General features: G+C 47.5%; 15 protein-coding genes and 2 pseudogenes. 10 read left to right on the plus strand and 7 right to left on the minus strand.

Annotated features, from left to right (window positions below; all coding sequences use genetic code 11):
- Window positions 1-583 precede the first annotated feature (583 nt).
- Window positions 584-889: pseudogene (locus IC229_RS12410) on the plus strand (IS1 family transposase); the annotation flags it as partial.
- Between the two features lie 24 nt (window positions 890-913).
- Window positions 914-1,228, plus strand: coding sequence for a hypothetical protein (locus tag IC229_RS12415; protein ID WP_190887298.1), 315 nt, complete (start codon window positions 914-916; stop codon window positions 1,226-1,228).
- Window positions 1,229-1,412: 184 nt separating this feature from the next.
- Here IC229_RS12415 and IC229_RS12420 read toward each other — a convergent pair whose 3' ends face one another.
- Entirely contained in the window at window positions 1,413-1,661 is a 249-nt protein-coding gene (locus IC229_RS12420; RefSeq protein WP_190887299.1) for a hypothetical protein, read from the minus strand.
- A 607-nt stretch (window positions 1,662-2,268) separates the two neighbouring features.
- On the opposite strand from IC229_RS12420, the gene IC229_RS12425 reads away from it, so the two are divergent.
- From IC229_RS12425 to IC229_RS36280, 5 genes and pseudogenes are all read left to right on the plus strand, one after another.
- Window positions 2,269-2,859, plus strand: a complete 591-nt coding sequence (locus IC229_RS12425; RefSeq protein ID WP_190887300.1) for a DUF3347 domain-containing protein — start codon at window positions 2,269-2,271, stop codon at window positions 2,857-2,859.
- Between the two features lie 17 nt (window positions 2,860-2,876).
- Window positions 2,877-3,674 (plus strand): ABC transporter permease, encoded by a 798-nt coding sequence (locus tag IC229_RS12430; RefSeq protein WP_190887301.1) that lies wholly within the window; start codon window positions 2,877-2,879, stop codon window positions 3,672-3,674.
- Window positions 3,664-4,407 carry an ABC transporter ATP-binding protein gene (locus IC229_RS12435; RefSeq protein WP_223833969.1) on the plus strand — a complete coding sequence of 248 codons (744 nt, stop codon included), beginning with the start codon at window positions 3,664-3,666 and terminating at the stop codon, window positions 4,405-4,407. The genes IC229_RS12430 and IC229_RS12435 overlap by 11 nt, the downstream gene beginning before the upstream one ends.
- A gap of 27 nt (window positions 4,408-4,434) precedes the next feature.
- A complete protein-coding gene (locus tag IC229_RS12440) occupies window positions 4,435-5,508 on the plus strand; it encodes an ABC transporter substrate-binding protein (protein ID WP_190887303.1) in 1,074 nt (357 codons plus the stop codon).
- A gap of 38 nt (window positions 5,509-5,546) precedes the next feature.
- Window positions 5,547-5,651, plus strand: a pseudogene (locus tag IC229_RS36280) (DDE-type integrase/transposase/recombinase); the annotation flags it as partial.
- Window positions 5,652-6,539: 888 nt separating this feature from the next.
- Here IC229_RS36280 and IC229_RS12445 read toward each other — a convergent pair.
- The 3 genes from IC229_RS12445 to IC229_RS12455 form a co-directional block, all read right to left on the minus strand.
- Entirely contained in the window at window positions 6,540-6,875 is a 336-nt protein-coding gene (locus IC229_RS12445) for a LytTR family transcriptional regulator DNA-binding domain-containing protein (RefSeq protein WP_190887304.1), read from the minus strand.
- A gap of 130 nt (window positions 6,876-7,005) precedes the next feature.
- Window positions 7,006-9,984, minus strand: a complete 2,979-nt coding sequence (locus IC229_RS12450; RefSeq protein ID WP_190887305.1) for a putative Ig domain-containing protein — start codon at window positions 9,982-9,984, stop codon at window positions 7,006-7,008.
- 169 nt (window positions 9,985-10,153) lie between these two features.
- Window positions 10,154-14,116: a hybrid sensor histidine kinase/response regulator transcription factor gene (locus IC229_RS12455; RefSeq protein WP_190887306.1), complete on the minus strand. Its 3,963-nt coding sequence runs from the start codon at window positions 14,114-14,116 to the stop codon at window positions 10,154-10,156.
- 987 nt (window positions 14,117-15,103) lie between these two features.
- Here IC229_RS12455 and IC229_RS12460 point away from each other — a divergent pair.
- Complete coding sequence (locus IC229_RS12460) at window positions 15,104-15,874, plus strand: hypothetical protein (protein ID WP_190887307.1); 771 nt, start codon at window positions 15,104-15,106, stop codon at window positions 15,872-15,874.
- Between the two features lie 107 nt (window positions 15,875-15,981).
- The gene (locus IC229_RS36070; RefSeq protein ID WP_190887308.1) at window positions 15,982-16,209 is read left to right on the plus strand and encodes an integrase core domain-containing protein; all 228 of its coding nucleotides are present in this window, start codon (window positions 15,982-15,984) and stop codon (window positions 16,207-16,209) included.
- A 356-nt stretch (window positions 16,210-16,565) separates the two neighbouring features.
- Here IC229_RS36070 and IC229_RS12470 read toward each other — a convergent pair whose 3' ends face one another.
- From IC229_RS12470 to IC229_RS12480, 3 genes are all read right to left on the minus strand, one after another.
- Window positions 16,566-17,132: a hypothetical protein gene (locus IC229_RS12470; RefSeq protein ID WP_190887309.1), complete on the minus strand. Its 567-nt coding sequence runs from the start codon at window positions 17,130-17,132 to the stop codon at window positions 16,566-16,568.
- A gap of 72 nt (window positions 17,133-17,204) precedes the next feature.
- Window positions 17,205-18,839, minus strand: a complete 1,635-nt coding sequence (locus tag IC229_RS12475) for a flavin-containing monooxygenase (protein WP_223833970.1) — start codon at window positions 18,837-18,839, stop codon at window positions 17,205-17,207.
- Between the two features lie 109 nt (window positions 18,840-18,948).
- Window positions 18,949-20,193 carry a serine hydrolase domain-containing protein gene (locus tag IC229_RS12480; RefSeq protein WP_190887310.1) on the minus strand — a complete coding sequence of 415 codons (1,245 nt, stop codon included), beginning with the start codon at window positions 20,191-20,193 and terminating at the stop codon, window positions 18,949-18,951.
- Between the two features lie 259 nt (window positions 20,194-20,452).
- Here IC229_RS12480 and IC229_RS12485 point away from each other — a divergent pair, with 259 nt between their 5' ends.
- Window positions 20,453-22,357: a sensor histidine kinase gene (locus tag IC229_RS12485; RefSeq protein ID WP_190887311.1), complete on the plus strand. Its 1,905-nt coding sequence runs from the start codon at window positions 20,453-20,455 to the stop codon at window positions 22,355-22,357.
- Window positions 22,358-22,364 lie beyond the last annotated feature (7 nt).

The following is a 22,364-nucleotide window of genomic DNA, read 5'->3' on the forward strand; positions in this document are numbered from 1 at the left end:
TATTTGCCTTACCTAATGATAAATTATAGTTAGGCTATGGACTGAATCGTCATCGATAGTCCTTTGCCAAATTTTCAGGATGCGTTTCTAAACTCCAGGGTAGCCGACCTGTTAGTCAGTTTAACCGCACTAGCGTAGAAAGTAAAGCAAAACTGGTCAGCTATCTAAGTCTTCCCAAGTCAGAATGTGTTGGCTTTGTCAGGATAGGGTGGAAAAGGGCGGTCGTTTTTGTATGTACTTCAAAGCGTAGATGAAAATTCATTCTGATTGCTTTATCGCTCAGTAAACGTAGTATGTACCCACTACCATTTTTTAAATCAAATCTCCATTAGACAATCTAAAACATAAAGAAGACCCGTGGCCACCGCCATTGAAGAACAAACCGCGAAACTCCTCTCAGATATATTTCTGTGGGCGGCTCTCGGGTCTATGGGTGTTTCGGCCTATTTACAGTTCACTACTAAACCTAAACGCAGTTTATTTGTGAGCCAATGGGCGGTTCCTTGCTTCCAGGTATGGGTAGTGTCTCACTCAACCGAATAAGGTTTACGGCTCTACAGAGGGCGAAAACAACGATAAGTGGTATTCACCTGCTGATTGTTCGGGCACGATTAAGAAAGTGATTGACGGTCGTCCCGATGAAGCACACATTTCTACGTCCTACGTCGAACAGCAAAATCTGACCATGGGTATGCACATGAGACGGTTTACACGGTTAACCAACACGTTCAGCAAAAAGATTGAGAATCAGTGCCATGCGATTGCGTTACACTTTGAATATTACAACTTCTGCAAGGTGCATAAGACTTTGCGCGTTACCCCGGCAATGGAAGCCGGACTTACCAGCCGCCCGATGAGCATCCAACAGGTTGTTAAACTGACAGGTTAATCTACATCCTTAATCAACAGCCTTATGAAACCCAACCAAGCCGAAACCTTTTTAAGTGCCCGTATAAAATTACTAAAACGCCATTTACTGGAATGGAAGACGCTGTTAATTAATCAGCGTACTGTTCGGGTCTTCGCACATGAAAATATTGATACGCTACCCTCCCTCTATTGTAATGCGATAAAGGCTAGTGCCGACTTGTCAATTAGACAGGCTAGTCGTCTAGGCGGATTATTGATGAGCCAACAAGAAGAACTTGGACAAATGAAGGCGCGCCACCAACAAGAAGACACCGACTTAGAGCAAATCATAAAAATATCCGAAGAAAATTCAAACTGAGACACTACCTTTTTACAATTAGTAGTAGGAAATCGCTTTCTCCGCCAAGTATAGCAACGATGTAAGTAACGTGAATCAGTAAAAGAACAGCCCCAACGTTTGCCGGAGCTGTTTGTGTCATATGTAGATTGACAACAGACATCTCAAACTGGAAGGATTAACTGTTGGACTGGGAATGCAGATACTATTTGTTCAATAACTTTAGAATCTGTTCCTGATTAGCCAGAATCTTGTCTAATGCCTCTTGATTTTTGAGAATACCACCCTGATTACCCAGGATGGAGTCCTGGTTCTGAATAATGGTCTTTTGATTTTCTAGCAGAGAATCCAGAGTTCCCTGATTCGACAAGATTGATTCCTGATTTTTGAGGATAGTTTCCTGATTGGACAAAATAGTTTCCTGATTTTTCAGGACTTGATCGTTACTTTCCATTGGTTTTGTTTTGTAAAGTGAATAAAAGGATAAAAGATTAGGTGACAAATTTACAACGCCTTCACGTTACATGAATCAAGGCTTTTATCTTATCGGACAAGTCAGTAGCCTACTAATCCTACTTGACCATATTAACCAGTTGCTGGTTAACATAAAAATACCGGACCGCTAAGGCACCGCAAATGTCTACCAATGCTACCCACCATGTTGAATAGATACCTCGAAAGCAATCCGTTGACATTCGTTTGTAGAACGGCTATTTTCATCCTAGTATAGTTTCTGAATGAGCTCATTCAGTGGCTTCGATGTTATAAGCAATTCAATAGGCGATTCCCGAAAAACCAATTGATCAGTGAATCATCCAGTACAACTTGGTAATACTTGTTTGTATGAGCTACTAAATTAAGTTGATAAGTTGTTGTAGACCAGGTTAGCACTTGAGAATAAATCGGGCTAGTTTGAAGATCGTCCACAATTCTCGTTATCGATCAATGGGTTAATACGAATGGAGCATCACCCTTTTCGGCAGCCCTGTTGGGGCGGTAACAAAAGCAATGCCTAAGACTACCCTAATAAGATGTCGTTAAGAACATTTACTTTCGTGTCTATGAAACGCTATCCGTTAGCAGTTGTTTGTTCCCTCGTTATCTCGTTACTTTCCGCATGCTCTCAGCACCGACATGAAGCAGACCATGCGTCAGATTCCCAGAACAAGGCTGCCACTGTATCCTTACCCTTATTCACTAGTGCGGAACCCAGGGTTAAAGATCAGATCCGAGATTGGTTAAAAGTCTATTTTACCGTAAACCAAGCTTTGATCAACGATCGTCTGGCCCCAGCAAAGTCGGCAGTTGCCAACCTGTTATCGACAACCAATAAAGTGGTCATGTCGGGACTGACGGAGGAGCAGATGGATTTTTATTTCATTCAATCCGCTAAACTCAAAACGGATTTGCTCATCATCAGCCAAAGTACCGATATTGAACAGGCCCGATCGGGGCTGGCAGGGGTGAGCGAAGCGATGTATGCTCTGGTGAAAGCGTTTCGGGTGAATACCGCTCCGTTGTATTACCAGTATTGTCCCATGGCACGCAATAATCAGGGTGCCACCTGGCTAAGCGAAACCGAAGAACTCCTTAATCCTTATATGGGGCAACTGATGCTCAACTGCGGCAGAACGCAGGAAAAGCTGAACTAAGAATAAAACAAGACAGTATGACTAGACAAAGTTCTCCACCATCAACCCAAAAAGTAAGTTCACGGCTAGGTAGATTCTCTTCCATTCTGGTTTTGTTGGGTTTGATCCTCCTGTGGTATGGAATTTCGGCGCTCAATTTGTTTCCGGCATATGCGTTCCCCTCTCCAGCCTCTGTCTTGGTAAGCTTTCAGGAAGAATTAACCGCCGGGCGGCTGCTGAACGATATCGTTGCTTCACTTTGGCGGGTCGCCATCGGGTTTGTGCTGGCAGTGGGTCTGGGCGTACCGATTGGCTTATGGTTGGGGCAGCATCTTCAGGCGCGCCAGGCACTTGTGCCCATGCTCAACTTCTTTCGATTTCTGTCACCCCTGGCGTGGATACCGTTTGCCATCCTCTGGTTTCACATTGGGGATAAGCCGGCCATTTTCCTGATCTTTATGGCAACCTTTTTTCCGATGACACTCGCCACTATGGTCGCCGTAGCTAGTATTCCGAGCATCTATTTTCGGGTCGCCAAAGATTATAACTATAGCGGCATAGAACTCCTGACTCAGGTGACCTTCCCAGCCGTACTTCCCCAGGTTATAACCGCCCTGCGAATGAGCTATGGAATTGCCTGGGTTGTAATTGTAGCCGCGGAGATGGTGGGCTGTCAAGATGGATTGGGGTATGGTATCTGGGAGGCTCGGAACGGATTGCGCCTGGATTCTGCAGTTTGTTACATGATCGTAATCGGATCGCTGGGCATGGGCATCGATCGTCTTTTTGCTGAGTTAACAAAATTACCGGCAGTCCGGTGGGGCTATGAACGATAAGCAAGCGAGCAAGTTAGTCGTTGATCAGGTATCGCATCGCTATGGCGAGGTAGCGGTCTTGGAGAATCTTACCCTTGAGGTCAAGGTCAACGAAGTGGTAATGTTGGTTGGTCCAAGTGGGTGTGGGAAAACAACCCTGTTGGATTTGCTGTCGGGTCATATGGCGCCGGTGTCTGGAAAGATTACCAGGCAGGGTACTGCCCGTACGGTGTACCAGCAGGATGGATTGTTTCCGTGGTTAACGGTATGGGAGAATGTCGGCATTGGTCTTCGATCGGTGCCAGACCCAAAGCAACGCGACGATGAGATAGCGGAACTGCTCGAGCTGGTCAATCTTACCAGTTTTAAGAATCACTACCCTCATCAATTGTCGGGTGGTATGCGGCAGCGGGCCGAGTTAGCCAGAGTACTTGCCGGTGATTCAGACATCCTATTGATGGACGAGCCCTTCTCCGCGCTGGACTATCAGGCCCGACTGACTATGCGCCGTGAGTTGGCGCGGGTGCTCCAGAAAAGGCCGCGAACAGTAGTTTTCGTGACGCACGATATTGAGGAAGCGGCTCAGTTGGCTGATCGTGTTCTGATATTATCCAAAAGACCGGCCACGATTTGCCAGGAACTACCTATTACCATTCCTCGTCCTCGAGGATTGGCAGACGATGAAGTCGTTGAGGCCATGCGGATGATCCTACGGGCGCTAGGTCTGAACAATACCGATGGCGTGACTGTATAGCAGCGTGTTGACACATCAACCCTTCCTATGTATCTTGCTGGCATGATGAAACGAGCAGGTATAAAAATTGTTATCGGCGTTGTCGCGGTTATTACCGTGCTGGGCATCCTTCGTTATCGGCCCTTTACTGGGTCTGGCGCAGCCGTTGTTCATAAAGGAAGCAACAAGCATGCTGACCGAGAGCTTACGGTGGGCTTTTTACCCGTCACCTGTCACCTTACTTGTCCGGTTACCGACTTCGCATCCAAGACAACGGCAACCAATACCAATTTCAATTCGCGCGTCTTTACCGATTTCCCGACGGTCGTCAGTGCCTTGGAAGCCAAACAAGTTCAGGCAACGTTTATGATCGTGCCGTTAGCGATGAAGCTTCGGGAGCAGGGTGTACCCGTAAAAATTTGTTATTTGGGGCACCGGGACGGCTCGGAGGTGGTAGTAGGCAAGAACAGCAAGATCCGAAGCCTAGTCGATCTGAAGGGAAAGAAAGTAGCCGTTCCCAGTCTGTTCAGTAATCAGAATTTCGTGCTGCATAAGCTGATGGTGGATTATCAAATGAAGCCTACTGACATCAACTTTGTTGTATTGCCCCCACCCGATATGCCAACCTCACTCGCTGCGGGCGCGATCGATGCGTACTTCGTAGGTGAGCCCTTTTGCGCTAAGGCCGAACTCGACGGAATAGGACGCGTGCTGTACTATGCGCGGGATATATGGCCCAGCTTTATTTCCTGCGCGTTAGTTGTCCATGAAGATCTCATTAAAAGCCAGCCCGACATGGTTCAGGATCTGGTCCGGGGAATTGCGCAGTCAGGTGCGTGGGCGGAAACCCACCGGGCGGAAGCAGCCAAATTGGTAGCGCCGTATTACCGGCAAGACGAGAAAGTGCTGAAATATGTGCTCACAGCTGACCCAAAACGGGTGAGCTACGTCAACCTCACCCCAACCGATAAAGACCTGGCCCGCATTGAAGATATGGGCTTGAGCATGGGACTGTTAACAAAACGTACCCCGATGGATGAATTGATCGATCGTAAATTTGTGCCTGACGTGATCCGAGAAGCACCCATCGATGTAGCCCAGATACCCTCTCCCAAAAAATAGTTATATTGAAATTATACCCCTTCGCCTGCTACAAAGATAAGCCAGGTCAGAAGTGGGTGTCCGATATTACTTACATTCCGACCGGTGAGGATTGGCTATATCTGACAACAGTACTGGATTTGGCAGACCGAAAAGTAATCGGATAGGCATTGAATGATGGTCTGAAAGCTGTCGATACGAGCGTAGCAGTATGGCGTATGGCTCTCAAAACAGGAGTATAGAGGGTGAACTTCTATTTCATCGCTCCGGCGACCCGGTCAGATCGCGGTGTCCAGTATGCCTGCAATGAATTTCGGGGTCAGTTAAAAGGCTTGCCTGTCGTGCAAAGTATGACCGGGCTGCCGGAGCAGTCGCAAGGGCAACTGCCGGGAAATGCCGTGTCGGAGAGCTTTTTCAAAACATTCAAAAGCGAATTGCTAAATCATACTGACTTTCCAACCGGGCTGCAGCCCGGTTGGCCACCTCCGAGTATATTGAGGGCTGCCGGGCCGCCGGTGCGGTACAATCGTCGGCGGAGACATTTAAGCCTGAAGTATCAGACACCTGCTCAACAGGAATCTTATTTTTACACCTCTCAGATGGCTGCCTGAAAAAAATCTCCAGTATACTGTTGCAAGTCTAGAAGCGAGTTGTTTCTGTAACGGAAGAACCTTCAGCTTACTCAGATAATGGGCTATTTTTACCTGTGACGGAGACAACTAATTACTACATATCCAAGAAGTTGGTAGCTGACTTTCTCCGTGACGGAAGAAATCCATAACTTTCCCAATACTCAGTCTCACTTTATCTGTCCGTCCACTAGTTCTACTAAGGGTAATGGACAGCGAACAACAAAACCATTTACCTAAGTGGCATATGAGCTGGTAAAAAGAAAGCCCAGTGGTTAGCTGGGCCGTAATGGGATGGTCAAAAAGTAGTTTATTTCTTCTCCAGAAGCTGCTTCATAAGTCGTTCCAATCCGTCAATACGATCCTTGTCTGTTAATTCTAGATAAAGAAATAATCCCAGCTTGTAGTAGGGAAGGCGTGACACTAGACTTGAAGGTGGCGTAAGAGCTGTCTCACCTCACGGATGCGACGACGGGGAACCACCACCATCTGTGGACTACCACAGCCTGCCAGCTCTACCACTAACTGTTTGGACCCGGGCCGGTGCCAGCTTACAATCAGACCAGGATCAACAGCCAACTGCTGGCTCAACCGCACCAGATACGGATAGCGTTGGCAGACTTTGCCCAGGGTGATGGCCGACAGGGAGTAACTACCATTGTGAACATACACATGGGTATAGTTCCCTTCGGCCAGCAGCCAGCTTACCTGGGGCTGACTATCGGGGCGGTGGGCTTTTAAGTGAGGAGTTGACTTCATCAGCAAAGTAGAGCTACTAGAACGTAACTATTGGTGTTAAGGCTTACTGAGACAGTATGGGCTGACCATGTACTGTAGTCGTAGGAGAACTAGGTTTGATTTGTATGCTACAGTACACGTATTGCAGAGGTTAATTGTAATTGGCTCCCAGCCTTAACCGACTACTGGCACCAAATATCAGTCGGCCAGTTGGCGAATAAATCACCCGCAAAGCCTGTGCCTGATAAGTAGACGGCAAGCTCACCGTATGGTTCAGTGTTACTGCCTCAGTGAACACCGGGATACGGCCACACGACCACACACTGGCGTCATTCCAGTTGCCTGCTTTCAGGGTGAACATACTCCCGCAGCCGCCTGGATTCACTACACCCAAGGGCAGAATCGCATCCACCGAACCACTACTCGGATCGGTAGCCGTCACCGTCACACTGTAGAAAGCACTGGCCGAAGCCGACACGGTACCGGCGATGGTAGCTGGGGCCACAAAACTTAGCCCCTCTGGTAGACCCACCACCGAAAGTGTAAGACTATTCGCTGTCTCGGCATCGGTGAACGTAGTGGCCGGGATAGTATAGCTAAACGCCTGGCCTACCGTCGCTGACTGAGGAGGGATTGCATTTTCTACCCTGGGATTGCCGTTGGCACAAAAAGCCAGCCAGTTATAGCTAAAAGTAGCTTCACCAGGAGTACCCTGCTGACGAGCCTTGAAGACAATCACCGGATTGTCGGTGAACAGGTTCAACTGATAGGGCTCATGGATGGCGACAGTCCTGGCCTCATTGACCGCCGAGAGACTAATGGGTTGGCCATTGGTGGCTTCAAAACTAACCGTGAAGTTGATGCGTCGCTCGTAATAGCTGATGTGATTACAGTCCAGCATGGTCACCCCAGTGATGGCAAAGCTGCGGGGCTGCACCGTCAGACTAAAGCTGGTACTGGCCGACAAGCCTCCGGGGTCTGTAGCCGTTACCGTCACACTAAAGGGTGAGCCTACTGTTGTGGAGGGGGTACCCGTAATGGTGTTGGGCGAAACGAAGCTCAAACCAGCTGGTAGTCCACTCACCACTAGGGTAAGGCTGTTGGGGGTTTCGGCATCGGTGAACGTAGTGGCCGGGATGGTGTAGCTAAAGGCGTTCCCGACCGTAGCGGATTGAGGTGGAATGGCATTGGCCACCGTAGGCGCACAGTTCTGATACGTAACGCTGGCACTAGCCGTAGCTGTACAGCCGTTGGAGCCTGTCAGCGTCACCGAATACGTATTAGCCAAACTTACTGAGATACCCGACGTAGTGGCGCCTGTGTTCCAGCGGAACGTACCGCTCCCCACTGCCGACAAGCTCACCGAGGACGTATTACAGGTTAACGTAGCACTATTCGGATTGATAGTTACCGAAGGCGGAGTCTGATCGGCACTCACGCTGACCGATGCTGTATTCGAGCAGCCATTGGCGCCCGTCAAGGTAACAGAGTAAGGCCCTCCTGCCGTTGCACTGATGGAGGACGTAGTAGCTCCGGTGTTCCAGCGAAACGTACCACTGCCCACTGCTGACAGATTCACTGTGGGACTGGTGCAGGTTAACGTAGCACTACTCGGATTGATACTCACCGAAGACGAAGCGATATTCTGTTCTACGGTGAGCGATTGAGTGGTGGTACACCCACTAGCCGTGGTGACGGTGACGGAGTAGAGGCCAGGGCTATTAACCAAAGCGGTACCGGACGTAGGACTTTGGCTGAGAATTCCCAGCGTGGATTCGCCTGGTCCCCTAAATGCGTAAAGACTACCACCGGTAGCCGTCAACGTAACACTCGGGTTAGCACAGGTGAGCGTACCGCTGCTGATGAGACTGGCTGTAGGCGTGGGCAATACGGTGATGGTGAAAGATTCTGGAGTACCTGAGCAGGCGGCCCGGCCCACAAAATCCCCCAAATTCCCCGAAACGATATCTACAAAGTTCAACGTTGTCGATACCGTATTAGTAGCCGCATCAATCACACTCACACTGTTAGAAGCCTGATTAGCTACGTAAACTTTGCTTCCATCAGGTGTAATAGCGATGCCCAAAGGTCGAGAAACTACATTGATGCTAGTTAAGACGGTGCTTGTAGCCGCGTTGATCACACTTACGTTTTTGCTTTCATAATTAGCCACATATACTTTACTGCCATCTGGACTGAAACACAGGTTGCTAGGCCCAATACCCACTCCAATGGTGGAGGAAACCGTGTTAGTAGCCGTGTTAATGACATGCACTTTCGTATCATTAATATTAGCCACATATACTTTACTACCGTCTGGGCTCACCCGCACACCCAGCGGATTGTCACCTACGCTAATCGTAGTTAAAACGGTGTTGGTAGCCGTGTTGATCACACTCACATTATCGTCCACTCCATTGCTCACATATACTTTACTGCCATCCAGGCTTACCCCTACACCCTGAGGGTTATTGCCAACGCTAACTGTGGCAATAACTGAGTTAGTAGCCGTATTAATCACACTTAGATTATCACTCACATTATTAGCCACATACACTTTACTACCATCCGGGCTGATGCCTAGCCCCCATGGCCTATTTCCTACGCCAATAGTAGCGGAGACGGTGTTAGTAGCCGCATCAATCACACTCACATTATTGCTGAGCTGATTAGTCACATAGATTCTGCTACCATCTGGGCTGATGACAGTGCCAAATGGCAAATTGCCCACCGGTATGCTGGTCAGCTCCACATTGGTAGCTGAATTGAGCACATGCACCGTACCTCGATCATTCGTTGGATTATAGGTACTGATGTATACCGTTGGTAGTATCCCTTTCGGGATTACAGTGATGATAGCCTGCTGGGGTGTATTTCCCCCATTCATCGCTGTAAACGAGCTGATATTACCCGTACCACTGGCCGGCAAACCAATCGAAGGATTCGAATTGGTCCAGGAATAACTATCCGTTGAACCGCTGAACGTAATGGCCCCACTCGCTGTACCGTTACAAAGAGTGAGATTAGAAATGGGGTTAACACTAGCTGCACATTGTGCAAGAGTTTGCTGACTAAAAGCGATCATCAACAGGCAGGCTATTACAAAACAGTAGGTAAAGAAAGGCTTCATAAAACGTCTGGTTTACGTGACGGAATGAGCCGTAAAACTGGTGTATGGCTAAAGGAAAGGCTATAAAATTCCTCCCAAAGGCTATAAGAATTTTCCCAAACTGGGCGCCACCAGCGAAATTTTAAGAAAAATCAGAGTTATTGCCGCGTATGATCGGACGTAGCGCAGGTCAACGACGAAAGGACGTAGCAAACTCGGTGGGTGTCAGTTGATACGTATCACGGAAGCATTTGGAGAAATAAGCGGGACTATCAAAGCCTACCCGATAGGCCGTTTCCGAACTATTGTAGCCTTCCAGCAAAAATTGAATAGATCGCTTGAGCCGATACGTTCGGATCAACTCTCCCGAAGACATACCCGTCAGCGCTTTTACTTTACGATGCAGACTCATGCGACTCATCCGGATTTCTTCCATCAATCCATCTGCACCAAACCTAGAATCGTCCAGATTCTGTTCAATTAATGTGTACAAATTAGTCAGAAACGGATCGTCCGTTTCTGGTGTCTGATTCGTTTCTGCTACGTCTACCCGAGTCAGGGATGATCGTATCCAGTCGCGTAGTTGCCGTCGTTGTTCGAGTCGGTTGCGCACCCGAAGCTGAAGTTCCTGCGGATGAAATGGTTTGGTAATATAATCATCTGCCCCCACCGTCAGTCCCGTAATCCGGCTTTCGTGCGACGATTTGGCGGTGAGCAATAGTATAGGAATATGATTCGTCCGTTGATCGGCTTTAAGTTGCTGACAGAGCGTATAGCCGTCCATAATAGGCATCAATACGTCGCTGATTATGAGATCGGGCACTAACTGGATGGCCTGTTCAACACCTTCAGCCCCGTTCGACGTCCGATAAATCTGATAACTAGTCGGTAAACTCTCCGCGATAACTGTAGCCAGTTCCGAATTGTCTTCCACCAGAAGAATAACGGGGCTTTCTCCTGAACGTTCATAAGTAAACGTTTCAGTAGAATCGGCCGCTGATAAAGGCTGTTCATTAGTAACGGGTAGAACTGCCTGCGCTGGTTGATACGGTAGCTTTACCGTAAATGTGGTTCCCTGACCAACCGTACTTTCCACAGAAATGCTTCCTTTTTGCAGATCAACCAGTTCTTTCACTAAAGCCAGTCCAATGCCGGTGCCTTCCTGCTGACGGGTACTTGAATCATCTGCCTGATAAAATCGATCAAAAATGTGTGGCAGTTTCTCCGCAGGAATCCCCACCCCCGAATCGGAAACGGTTAACGTAACGGATGGGGCCAGATGCACCAAAACCTCTCCCCCATCTTGCGTAAACTTAAGGGCATTTGACACCAGATTGTAGATGATACGTTCCAGATTACGGGCATCGAAAGCGTATTGAGAAGCCATATCGGACGTAGTAAAACGGAGTCGAATGCCTTTAGCTTCGGCTTGCGGACCAAAGGACTGAACAACTTCATCCACGAATTGAACCAGATCCCCTAACGTCTCCTCGCTTGAAAGTGCTTTCGCTTCCAGTTTCGACAAATCCATCAGTTGATTGACTAATTCCAGCAATTGATGGGCATTACGGTCAATTGCTGCTAATCGGCGAACATCATCCGGTTCATGCAGTTTCTGCTTCAATTGCTGAGTCGGAGCCAGAATCAGGGTCAGTGGAGTCCGGAACTCATGGGTTATGTTCGAGAAAAAGCGCGTTTTCATGGCATCGAGTTCCTTCAATTGCTCGGCTTCCTTCCGTCGCCAGTAAGCCCGAACCAGGGCGAGTATGATTCCTCCCAACGTAACGACATAGAGCGCATAAGCCCACCAAGTAGCCCACCAGGGGGGGTGAATCGTGATCGTTACGTTACGTATATGCGAGCTCCAGATTCCTGACGTATTGGATGCATTGAGCCGAAGTGTATACGTGCCGGGGCTAAGGTTTGTGTATATAGCTTCGGGGCGGAACGTATAAATCCAGTCGTTGTCCAATCCCTTCAACTGATACCGGTACTGAAGTCGGCTGGTGTTATTGAACTGTAAAGCCGCAAATCCTACGGTTAGGTAATTCTGATTATGAGGTAACTGTAATTCCTGAACCGCCTGAACCGGTAAAGAATCAATCAAGGCTGGTGAGGCTTGTCGGTTATTAATTTCGATAGTCGTTAGTTCGACCGATGGCTGAAAGCGATCATCACTGAGTGCCTCAGGTTCGAAAGCAGTTATGCCTTCCAGTCCCCCCAGTATCACGCGATCATCGGCAGCCCCTCGTCCGGGCAAGTGCAGAAAATGAAACCGGTTAAACTCATCGGCAAGTAAGCCATCCTTCCGGTTATACGTCCTGAACGTAACAGTACCATTGATGGCGTTACGTCGATTCATCCGGCATAAGCCTTTATTGGTGGCAATCCACAAATTACCCTGCTGGTCAGGTATAGCGGTATATACTACGTTGTTTGGCAGACCATGCAGCTTCGTGATACGTTGGCATTTGCCAGTACGTTTATCGAACCGACACAAGCCCCCTCCGAACGTACCAATCCAGAGAATATCTTGGTCGCTGGGGTCGCTGGATAAACAAAACAACGTATTATGACTCAGGGAGGTTGAATCGTTCGGCTGGTGGACAAACTGGCGAACGCGGCCCGAGGAACGGTCGATGCGGAACAACCCCTGCGAACCCGTCGAAATCCAGAGCGCCTGTTTATCGACGACAGCCTGAAAAACAGTCGTTTTTTTTCCGTTTAGCTGAGCCAAATTCGGCTTGACACGGAACGGAAAAGACTGCCAGCTCCGATTTGATTCGTCGTACCACATAGCGACTGAATCACAAACAGCCCACACTTTTCCGTCAGGATCGGTAGTCAGTGAGATCGGGTAGTGGGCGTCGTTTTTTTGCCAGGAAGCTGGAACGGGAATCGTAGTGAGTTGCCGGGATTGCAGATTGAGTTGATAAAAAGGCGTATTTCCTACGTTGAACCACAACTTCTGGTTTCTGTCCAGCGTATACCGAAAATTGTAGACAGACGCATCAACCGGAAAAACAGGCAGTTGTTTGGCTGGAACTCCCAAGTGATGTACAAGTAAATCGGTATGAAAATTCTGGATATACGGATGAACCTTAAAACGAGTGGCTCGCAGGTTGAACTGGCGTATCCCTGATCCGTCGGTGCCAAGCCAAAGTACATCCGACTGATCGATAAAGAGACTCTTGATCTGCCAGGTTTCAGACGAATAAATGATCGGCTGGAGTCCATCCTGATCCTTAAATCGAAGTAGTTGATTTCCAAAGCTGATGTAATCATTACCCTGGCTATCAATGGCAAACCGGACAGCATCTGCATCAGAAACTGGCTTTGGCAGGGGAAACGCCCGCGTTTGACCCGTTTTAGGCTGTAAAACAGTCAGGTAGTTACGCGATATCACCAGCAACGTACCGTTGCTACGTTGGTGAACGCCATGAAGATTCCATTCTGGAAGCGCAAGCTTAGTTGACTGACGGCGATAAGACGTAATTTGATGGGTTTTGGGTGTCAGTCGGTCAAGCCCTTCCGACGTAGCAATCCACAAGAAACCCTGCCGATCTTCCACAATCGACCGAATCTTATCATTGGTTAAGGCAGATGCTACGTTGGGATTTATCGGATAATGATGAATTTGTTGCGTTGTCAGATCAAGTCGGGCAATGCCCTGTTTCATGAAAACCAGCCATACGCTGTTACGTTGGCCAGGGTAAATAGCCGTCAGTCGATAGTCGGAAAAAGGTTTGTAAAATGCTTGCCGAGAGATATTAACAAACGTTTCATGCAACGGATTGAATAAATCCAGGCTACGCTCCCCGGCCACCCAAAGCAGCCCCTGTTCGTTACGTTTTACATGCAGAACCCCCACGCTCGATAGCGAAGGCCGTCCGCTCGATGAAGGTTGTAATACGTTAAAATGATGCCCATCGTATCGGCACAAACCATCCAGAGTCGCCATCCAGATGAAACCACGCTGGTCCTGGGTAATAGCCGGAACGAATGCCTGTGGTAAGCCCTGACGGTCATTAATTACCTCAGGTTCGGGTAAGAGTACAGATTGCCCGGAAAGCAAGGCAGGCATTTGCAGGAACATCAGACATGCCAGCCCACCAACCTGAATTATCCGTTTTATCGTTTCGTTCAGTATCAATCAATTATCAACAAAGTCGATTTGCCTTCAAAAACCGACTTAATCTACAAAAGAAACAGGTAGAAATTCAAATAGAGCTGATGTCAGTCTCATCCTTCCTAAACAATGTATATCGTCAAATAAAAGTGGACAAAAGGATTAAAACAAGCAGAAACACTTTCATATCCCAGGCACCTTATCACCTTCGGCTAGGGGATACGTCACTAGCTTTATGTAGACAGGGGCTTGTTTTGACTGGGTTCCAGTCGCTAAAAACATACTGATGATTCACTGAGGATAAGACATAGACTTATCTAACAGACACATTCGTAAGCTGAGTATTGGTCAATCACTCCCGAATCTCAACTCATTCCCTCCTTACACACAGTCACAGCCAAACCGCCTTGTGGCTTATATTAAATTTAAGTCAACAAACCCAAACGAGAAGGACGAAATGGCCTAACCAGTTAGGTCAGTAAGGCTATGAAGGGCATCATTACATTTCGCGACAGAATGGCTGATTTTATGGCAAATCAACAATGTATTAATGGTTTTTACATCCAATCCATGCTCTATCTGGGCAAGGTTGCTTTCCTGGCTAATCAAACAGCTTACTCGATCAAAGAGGCCCACCTATGTGCTATTCTGGATCAAGTTTATATTTTTCCTCCTATTCAAGTATGAAATTGGCCTAATCCCCTAAAAGTGAGTCAGTGAAAAATAATGCATAAAAACTAAATTTTACTGGATTACATAAGGAAAGCAGCCGCATTGGTGGTCCAAACGATTTACCGAATCCCAGATTGTGGCGAACGCTCCGGCGTCCCGGTCTCAAACAACAGGACAGCGGTCAAATCCAGATGAACGCTTAGAATAAAAATACAAACTTGTTGGTATGGATTTGCCCTACGCTCAGCCGCCATCTTTGTCCTATCAAAAAAAACACATCCATTTCTTATTTAGCAACCAAACAATACCATGAAAAACTTAGGTAGCCCTTCAAAAACTATGAAAACGACAATGAATTGGACACTTGGCCTGACAAGTATGCTGCTGATCGCTTCGTGCGGCAGTGAACAATATCAAACACCAACTCCTGCCGTCAAATTCACCCAGGTGAGCGGCAGCGGAGACATCACGGCCAAACTAAATGAGTTTCGAGCCTTACTCGGCGATCCCCTTAACACCACGCCGGGGCAGACGGGGGGTCGACGGGAAATCAACTGGGATGCCGTGCCAGCAGCACAAACCAATATCAATACCTTTCCCGGTGATTTTTTCAATAGCACAGACCCGGCCGTAGCGGCTGGTCGGAAACGGGGGGCCATTTTCACCACACTGGGTGGCGGATTCCGGGTCAGCGACAACGACTTTACGGATGTATCCAAAGCGTATGGCGATCAGTTCAATGCTTTTAGTCCGGCACGTACGTTTTCACCCGTTGGTAGTACCCAAACCGAGACGACCTTCCGAGTGCCAGGGCAGGCTACAATTGCAACCGTTAATGGCTTTGGCGTAATTTTCTCCGATGTGGATAATGCCAATTCCACAACGCTCGAATTTTTCGAGGGCGACAAAAGTCTTGGCGTATTCAAAGCTCCTGTTCGAAGCGATGCAGCCGGATTTTCGTTCCTTGGGGTGGTATTTCCTGACAATAAAGTGTCACGCGTAGTAATAAAGTCAGGCAGTGTGCCCGTCTCCGGCAATTATTCCGACGGAACGCAGAATGATCAGGTGGTAATGGACGACTTCTTTTATAACGAGCCGAAAGCAAATTAATCATTGATCCAAAGGCGGCAGTGTCCTCCGAGCTAAACCTAAATTGATGGGTTTAGCTCGGAGGACACTGCCTTTTTATAAGTTGCTGTTAATGAAACAGTAACAAATTGAGCGGTAAGCGTTCAGCACTGAAAACATTAAATTGCAAATTAGCCCGTAGCTTCATTTCTTTCTCATCCGTAGAAGAAGCAGTAGCCAGGGCTATCAATGATTATAACACAGTTCGCCCTCATGCATCGTTAGATTACTTAACCGCACCGACGGCCCGTACACCATCAGATGCATCAATGCCAGCGAAAATCCAAGCTGCGCTGGTATCTGCACAAGAAAGGTAGGTACGGAAATTACAATATGGAGCTGTATTTCGGCAATTTTAACGCGAACTATGGGGTTATTTATTTCAATAAAGCGGGGCTGCGCGCCAGCCAATTGTATATAAACGAGTGTGAATAGCATTTGTAGCCTGCAAAATCTTATAGTTCACGTTCATTTTTATACCTGTCCAACTCAACGCGTAGCATACGTGTTTGGTTATATAAAGATAGCAGATGGGGGAAGGCCAAATCCACACTAGCGTGTTTGTTGTTTTCTCGAAGTCAGCTTAAGGTTTGCAAAAAAAACCACTCCGAAGTACGGAGTGGCCGTTTGAACATGTACTGAAAAAGTAGAATCCGTTATGGTATAATAGCCTTTACCGCGGGTCTTTTACAACAGTATCCATCCGGTTAGTTCGGTTAATAGCTTTGAGAATAAGTCCATACCCAATTAGTCCAATGACAACCCCAAACGAGAGCCACTTGGCTAATTTGACTACCTCACACAATACCGCTACGCCAGTTGACTGAGTTGGGTATGTATTGAGCAAAGTGACGATGGCTGCATTTTCGAGGTAGTCAAGCAGTAGGGTGAAAAAGGGTAGTCCGATAAACAGTCGATTCGGTTTGTTGCGGAATAACATCGTTAGTAGTAACGACAGCAACGTACTATACACGAGCGGATAAATTACATCAGTGGTAAGTTCTGTTCGGGCGTAAAAGCTACGGGCCGCAGGGCCGTAATCGGCAATCATAGCCAACGTTCGGGCAGGGTTGAAGCCAAACGTTAGATCGATGGGGCCAATGCGCTTACCCGCCAACTGATTGATCGTATCTTCTGCATTTTTGAGCCAATATGCCGGAAAACTCACGTAAAGTACCAGCAGGGGCAGTACGGTTTTCCAGGTAGCTATACGGTTGAGAAAATTGAATAGTGAATTCATAATCAGAAAGTCATTTAAACGCCTGTACAGACTGATCAGCCGATCAGTCTGTACAAACCTTGTTTATATTTTTTAGGCTTCAACCAGAGGCTCACCCGACTTAGCCGGCGTTTTTACTGAAGGCAGGGTTTGCAATTCCTGCGTAAGTCCTTTGTACATACCCGGATTGAACGGAGCCATAAATTCCTTAATTGGGTTTCGTGTGCGACGCGTGTTCAGGCCCATATCACGCATGAGTTCGTCGGCATGGTGGAATGAGAAGGGAATAATACACGTACCAGACGAATGTCCATGCGGAGCACGTTTGGCCAACCATGCCTGATGCTGTGCAATTTCTTTCTTCATACCCTCAGCACTAGGTACGTTTAGCTGACCTTTAAAGTATTGCGCCGAATAATGTGCGGCCAGTTCAGACGTAAAGGGCGTAAATAAGGACGGATTATAACCCACAAACGAAAGGTTTGGTACGTCGGTTGGCAGTACGTTCCGATACAGTTGGAACCAGCCTTTCGTGTTACGTAGTTTGTAGCTGATCGTCCGATCGAAAAACGGTACAGTCTGCCGGAAACCCGTGGCAAAAACGAACGTATCGGCGGTGATTTTTTTCCCGTTTGTCAATACAACACCATCTGCTACGTAGCGGGAAATTTCACCTTTCTCAAGCTGGATTTCGCCATTGGCTGCCCGCTCGTAGAAATTGTCGGAAGTAAGTCCGATGGAACAATTGGCGATACTATCGAATGGTTTATCGGGCAAAAGACCGCTCTTTTTTAGTTTGAGCTGTGCGGCAACTGCTTTGCCGATACCTTTTACCAACAGATCAGTAACAGGTTTCCCCATCGGTCCATGCAAAAATTTATGAATGCCGTACAGGAATCGGTAAGGAAACAATGATTCACCAAAACGATGCAGCAACAGATATTTGAAGTTCAGACCCAGAAAAATACGCGGCATTTTCCATTTCGCTTCACGATATATACAAACCGGTTTCTCCGATACGTTACTCACCTGCGACAGAATATCGTGGGCCGATTTAGCAAAACCAACCACGGCAACTTTCTGCGTTTTAGCTGCATCGAGATGTTCCTGGCGAAACTGCGTGCTATGAAGAACCTGACCTTTGAAAACGTCCCGGCCCTGAATCTGCGGCATATTTGGCTCACTGAAAACGCCGTTACAAACGACCAGAAAATCGACTGTTACGTTGGTTAGATTGCCATTTTGCGAAATGTGAAGTAGCCAGCCACGTTTGCCGTCCTCGATTGGTTCGGCTAGTTCTACTTTCGTGCTGAACTGAATGTACGGCAGAATCATGAACTCACGGGCGTAGCTCATCAGATATTGTTGAACCTGCTCACCCGTGGGCCATTCGGGAAAATGTTTGGGCATCGGAAAATCCGAGAACGTATACGTATCGCGGGTGTTTTGCGTCGTTACGTTCGGATACCGGCGATTCGAAATCCAGACGCCCCCAAGTTCCGCTTCTTTTTCGAACAGCACGACTTCGAAACCGTGTTCGCGCATGGTTTTGGCCGTTACCAGGCCGCTGACACCTGCGCCAATAATGCCAACTTTTTTCGGGTGGTTCGACGTAGCGTGGATTAAGGTTTCGGGCGTGGTAGGTTGATCCATGTTTAGCGTTTTCATGTCTTTTTCGATGATTAATTGATAGGACAAAGTTGGCACATCGAACAGGCCTGTTTCCATACAAACAAGTTTGTATTTTTCAGGTAATCACTACGTTGATGGGTGGTTGGGGAAAAGCAAAAGGCCACGCTACGTTCGTAACATGGCCTTTTCATTTATGGGTTAGTTGTTAATTCCAGGAAGTATCAAAAGCGTTTTTTAGCCATTCAATTTCCGATACGCCACCATCGTTTTGATTCGTCACTACCACTACCTGCACGTTCGCACCAGTACATTTAAAGTCCACCAGCACACTAGCGAGTCCACCAGATTTGTTATTTGTATTCCAGGTCGCATCGCCGAAGTGGTAAAAATATTGACCATACTTGCCGTATTTTATACCCATGAAGCCTATTGGATGATCTTTATAGCCATTGCGCATAATGTTCATGGATGTACTATAAACAATTTTATTATAGCGGGCGGCTGAAACGATCTGAGCCAGTTCCCAGGCATTGAGGTTGAATCCGCCTGCGCCCAGGTGTTTGATATTGTCCAACCCGCTGATCGCAACTCCACCTGAATTAGGATTATTATTGCTGTAATACAAAGGCGGGTAAGCGATTGAAGGATCAGTAGCGCCCAGGAACTGCCAGGCGGGTAGTCCGGCAGGTTTGAATACATCTTCACGCACTAAATCCAGAAATGTTTTGGCTAGTTGATCATCCAATGTGCTTTTATCGATTTCTAAAGCTGTAAAAAAAAGATCATTCACTTTTATTACTTTTTTCCAATACATATAAGGTATCAGCACGCGGCAGAGTGCAAAATTCATATTGTTATATTGATACTGATCATACATGGCGCTGTTGTCGGTTTCCACCGATTTCTCCATATCCGATAACGAGAGCGATAAATCGCCTATACCGCCAACCAGTCCGGAATGGTGCGAAAGCAACTGCCCAAAGGTGATCTTGCGTACGCCCTCCGAAACATTCATATAGGATGGCAGGTATTTCCAGATTAATTCAGTGTAGGGTAAATCGGCCCGCTCGATCATGCGAAGGGTCGCCAGCGTCGTGATGTATTTTGAGCAACTGGCCAGTTCCTGTCTGACAATGGAAGCATGGTCGTATTTAGGCGCATCTACGGCTTTACGAGCGAATCCACCACCACCTTCAGCAGACGTAACGCGGTGTCCATCAACATAAATGCTGTAGGCATAGCCTGCCAGATTCCGGCCATCCAGGTAAGCTTCAATTTTTGTTTTCATGAGCGATGCATCAAAGCCGCCATTGCTGAGACCAAAGTCGCCGGATCGTGCTGCGCCGGTGGGCGCAACGGGTTGGGGCTCTTCTAGTTTGTCGCAGCTTGAGAGGGTTAATAGTGTGCTGGTTAAAGCTAAACCGGTCAGGAAATTAAGCGAACGTTTCATGATAATTGTGTCGAAAAGGCAGGTAGCCCTGCTATTAGAAAAGTTGATTGGTTGTCGTTTTGAACGATGCAAAATTGGCCAATCGGGCAGGGGCATTTCCATACAGACTAGTTTGTATTTTTAGTCCTGATACGTTTCTTTGATGATTCTTTCATGCGATGCATAACATTAATACGTTGTATTACAAGCAATTGATTTTTTGTGATAGCTGGTATTATTCTTGCGTAATCAAAAAGAACAGCCTAAACCTTCCTACTTAATGAGCCGATTATGGTATTTCTGGCTGTTTGCCTGGATGGTTCAGGTAGCCTGGGCGCAGCCCATTCAACAGCCTTTGCTTGTCGGTGAATCGGCGCTTCCGTCGGGCGAGTTATCGTTACTTGGGTCGATCTATCAGTTTGAGGATACGACCGGGAACGTAACAATTCAGCAGGCGATTCAGCTACGTAACGCCGGGCGATTCAGCCAGTCGAAAAGTGCTACGTTCCGGCAGGATTTTGGCTACACCACGTCTACTCACTGGCTCTTTTTTAGCCTCGAATCAATACAGAAAGCTGACTTATTGCTAGAAATCGAATACGCCAATATTGACCAGGTTGAATTATTTGAGGTAAAAAATGACGTAGTACGTCTAATGGCCCGAACCGGCGACCATTTTCGGTTCAGTCAGCGACCGTTTGCCAACAACAATTACGTTTTTCCGCTACGTATGCCCGTGGGTACGAAAGCCGGCTACTACCTGCGTTTCGGCCGCCCCGACGCTATTCTGTCGTTTTTTATACGGCTCTGGCCCCGCCCCGTTTTTCTGCAAATCGACCGCGACGAGTACTTCGTTTGGGGTATGTACATCGGCATCGTGTGTATTGTCATGATCGTTACGTTGGTCATGTTGCTCGCGACAAAAGACCGTATCTATCTCTGGTACAGCTTATATCTGCATTTCATGACCATGCACCTGTTTTCGGATGCAGGTCTTGGGTTTCAGTATTTATGGCCAAATCAACCGGTCGTCAATGAGTACGCGCCTGTATATCTCTACGTGTGGCTGGGTATGATTGCACAGATTACGTTCTTGCAGTTTTTTATACGACAAACGCCAAAAAATAGCCGTGTACACCGCTGGATTACGGTTTTCAAAATCGTAGTAATCCTGTCACTTGCGGTGGTAGTGAGTATTAATCTGGCCGAATTATCTGGCCGGGAAACATATCTATACAAATTCGTGGCGTCGGCAACGCGCTATTTTGTTATCGGCTTGATGGTACTTACGGTCATCAGTCTCCGGGAAGCCGTCCACCGAAACGAGCAGAGTGAAAAGTTAATAAACTACTACGTATATGCCCTTATTATTGAATTTGTGGGCTTTGCTGTGGTGTCCATTATTAATTTTTGTCAGGATAAAGGCTGGCCGCTTCCGTTCGATGTGGAAACCTATGTGATTATTGGTACGACGGTTTTTCTGGACATTATCTTTTTCTCATATGGGCTGGCCTATCGCTATCGGACGTTCCGGCAAACGAACCGCACACTCGAATTAAATCTACTGGAAGCCAGACAACTAGCCCAGCAACGAGTCATCGATTCGCTGGAAGACGAACGCCAGCGACTGGCGCAGGACCTTCACGACGAAGTGGGCGCTACGTTATCGACGGCTAAAGGCTATCTGTCCAAACTCGCCCGCGATGAAAAATCGGATGTATTGACGCAGTCACAAAAATTAATTGATCAGGCAGCCAGTGAGTTACGAACGATTTCGCACCAATTGATGCCGAAGCATATTGAACAGACTGGACTGGCAAAATCCATCCAGGAAGCCATTGCTAAAGTCTCGACCGATCACGTTCAGTTTGACTTTGTCAGCCTGGGGAAAACCGTGCCGCTGGCGACGCAAACGGAACGCCTGATTCTGAGCATGGCCACCGATTTGATTCGCCACGTTCAGCATCGCGAAGGCGCTACCGAAGCGACGGTACAACTGATTTACCACCCTGATCAACTGAACTTAATGGTGGAAGACAACGGACGTAGTGAGACGCAGAACAAGTCAAATAGCAGCTGGCAAAACCTGCAAACGAAAGCAAATTACCTGAAAGCCGAATTTCTGGTGGATGCCAGTGAACACGGACATTCAGTGATTTTGAGTGTTCCTTTTACGACAACGTAGCACCTAA

It is taken from the genome of Spirosoma profusum, assembly GCF_014699005.1.
Lineage (GTDB): Bacteria > Bacteroidota > Bacteroidia > Cytophagales > Spirosomataceae > Spirosoma > Spirosoma profusum.

Coding starts and splice junctions, on each gene's coding strand:
- IC229_RS12475 (WP_223833970.1), bottom strand. CDS start 18,839: ATGGAAACAGGCCTGTTCGATGTGCCAACTTTGTCCTATCAATTAATC.
- IC229_RS12415 (WP_190887298.1), top strand. CDS start 914: ATGAAACCCAACCAAGCCGAAACCTTTTTAAGTGCCCGTATAAAATTA.
- IC229_RS12440 (WP_190887303.1), top strand. CDS start 4,435: ATGTATCTTGCTGGCATGATGAAACGAGCAGGTATAAAAATTGTTATC.
- IC229_RS12425 (WP_190887300.1), top strand. CDS start 2,269: ATGAAACGCTATCCGTTAGCAGTTGTTTGTTCCCTCGTTATCTCGTTA.
- IC229_RS12435 (WP_223833969.1), top strand. CDS start 3,664: ATGAACGATAAGCAAGCGAGCAAGTTAGTCGTTGATCAGGTATCGCAT.
- IC229_RS12470 (WP_190887309.1), bottom strand. CDS start 17,132: ATGAATTCACTATTCAATTTTCTCAACCGTATAGCTACCTGGAAAACC.
- IC229_RS12460 (WP_190887307.1), top strand. CDS start 15,104: ATGAAAACGACAATGAATTGGACACTTGGCCTGACAAGTATGCTGCTG.
- IC229_RS12450 (WP_190887305.1), bottom strand. CDS start 9,984: ATGAAGCCTTTCTTTACCTACTGTTTTGTAATAGCCTGCCTGTTGATG.
- IC229_RS12480 (WP_190887310.1), bottom strand. CDS start 20,193: ATGAAACGTTCGCTTAATTTCCTGACCGGTTTAGCTTTAACCAGCACA.
- IC229_RS12485 (WP_190887311.1), top strand. CDS start 20,453: ATGAGCCGATTATGGTATTTCTGGCTGTTTGCCTGGATGGTTCAGGTA.
- IC229_RS12445 (WP_190887304.1), bottom strand. CDS start 6,875: ATGAAGTCAACTCCTCACTTAAAAGCCCACCGCCCCGATAGTCAGCCC.
- IC229_RS12420 (WP_190887299.1), bottom strand. CDS start 1,661: ATGGAAAGTAACGATCAAGTCCTGAAAAATCAGGAAACTATTTTGTCC.
- IC229_RS12430 (WP_190887301.1), top strand. CDS start 2,877: ATGACTAGACAAAGTTCTCCACCATCAACCCAAAAAGTAAGTTCACGG.